Below are 1,571 nucleotides of genomic sequence, written 5' to 3'. Positions count from 1 at the left end.
TCCACGAACACCGTTATAGTCTACTGAAAGTCCGCCTTTAACGTCTTTAGTAACTTTAACTGTTACGATTTCGCCTTCTTTGCCTTCCAATTGAGTCCAAGCTTTACGAGCTTCAAGACGTTTCAATGAAAGGAGATATACGTTTGCACCTTCGGCTTCTTTACTAACGATTTGTTTGATAACAAGCAAATCAAGAACATCTCCAGGTTTAACGAATGTATTGATATCAGCATCTTTATCGTTAGTGATTTCGCGAAGTGTAAGGACACCCTCAACACCAGTTCCTACGATGGCAACAGTTGCTTGCCCGTTTTCAACTGAAAGGATTTCACCCTTAACGACGTCACGTACTTTAACGTCTTCAACGCTGTTTAATAATGTTTCAAATTCGTTCATTTGTAAAAAAAATTCCTCCAACAATTTGGCTGGTACACAGCCTTACAAAACATTATACCATAAAAAATCGCTTAGGGAAAGCTTTTTTCTTGATTTATATTAAAAAAGTTATAAGTATTTTATTATCGCAAATTGCAAGTCCAAGTTAGCCAGCCAAGCTCATCTCATATGAACTCTTATAGTTGAACATTTTTCTTGGATAATGGTTCATCCAATACTCGATAGCGGCGACTTCTTCAGGGGTCGTCTTTGTTGTGCCTTTTGGCAGATGCCTACGAATCATTCGGTTATGGTTTTCATTCGTCCCTCGCTCAAAGCTCGCGTAGGCGTGTGCATAGTAAACTGGACAGCTTACGACCTCAGAGAGCCTTGCAAATTCATGGCCATTGTCAGGGGTAATGGATTTGAAGTCATAACTTTTTTGAAGTTCCACCAGCTCATCATTGACCGCCTGTGCTGTTTTCCCATCAATCAAGCGAATGATCTCCGTGCGGTATTTTCGCTCTGTGAGCGTCAAAAGCACCTTGTTCTTAGCTCTCGTAAGAATGACCGTGTCAATCTCGTAATGCCCCACTTCTAAGCGATTGTTAATGAACTCAGGCCGTTCTTCAATAGACTTGCCAAAAGGATGCTTTGGCGCACGAGGTTTGATTTTCTCTGCCGCCTTATACTGCGGATAGAAAAGATGATGACGCTTGGCTTCTAACCAGCCCCAGTTGACCCAATTGTAGAGGCTGCTCAGAGAAACTCCTTTTAGAGCCTGATGAATGACTTCCAAAGAGTCCTTGTCTTCTTTAAGACGTGTACTCACATAACAATCAATCTCAGTCGTGAGTTTACTCGGACGAACACTGTGAGCCCTCAATCCTTCATAATTTTCTTGAGCCTTTTTAGCAGAGTATTTTACCTTCCGCTTGAGCTGGATTTCCCCTCGCTTCATCTCTCTGTCAATCGTCCCATGAGCTTTATTCAATAAGCGCGCAATCTCACGGTTGCTCAGTCCTTCTTTATTGTGCCAACGTTCAATGTTTAAACGGTCTTGATTGGTCAGGTGTTTCCCTTTGCTCTGGCTTGTGATATGAGCGGCGCGGGATTGCCCTTCGAGGCGACGAACTGGTCCGTGGTGCCGACAACGATGGCGGCCTTGCCATCGCTCCCGTCACCCGACGCGCCGC

The 1,571-nt window shown here is 43.8% G+C and carries 2 protein-coding genes; both read right to left on the bottom strand.

The genetic code is table 11. The annotated features are described in order from the left end of the window. A partial coding sequence (locus tag ABZY11_RS44420; protein WP_356484606.1) for a S1 RNA-binding domain-containing protein occupies positions 1-396 on the bottom strand: 396 nt, incomplete at its 3' end. A 145-nt stretch (positions 397-541) separates the two neighbouring features. Next, positions 542-1,474 (bottom strand): IS30 family transposase, encoded by a 933-nt coding sequence (locus tag ABZY11_RS44415; protein WP_356484607.1) that lies wholly within the window; start codon positions 1,472-1,474, stop codon positions 542-544. Between the last annotated feature and the right edge of the window lie 97 nt (positions 1,475-1,571).

It is taken from the genome of Streptomyces sp. NPDC006510 (genome assembly GCF_040611955.1).
Taxonomy (GTDB): domain Bacteria; phylum Actinomycetota; class Actinomycetes; order Streptomycetales; family Streptomycetaceae; genus Streptomyces.
This window is presented reverse-complemented; position numbering and strand designations above follow the sequence as displayed.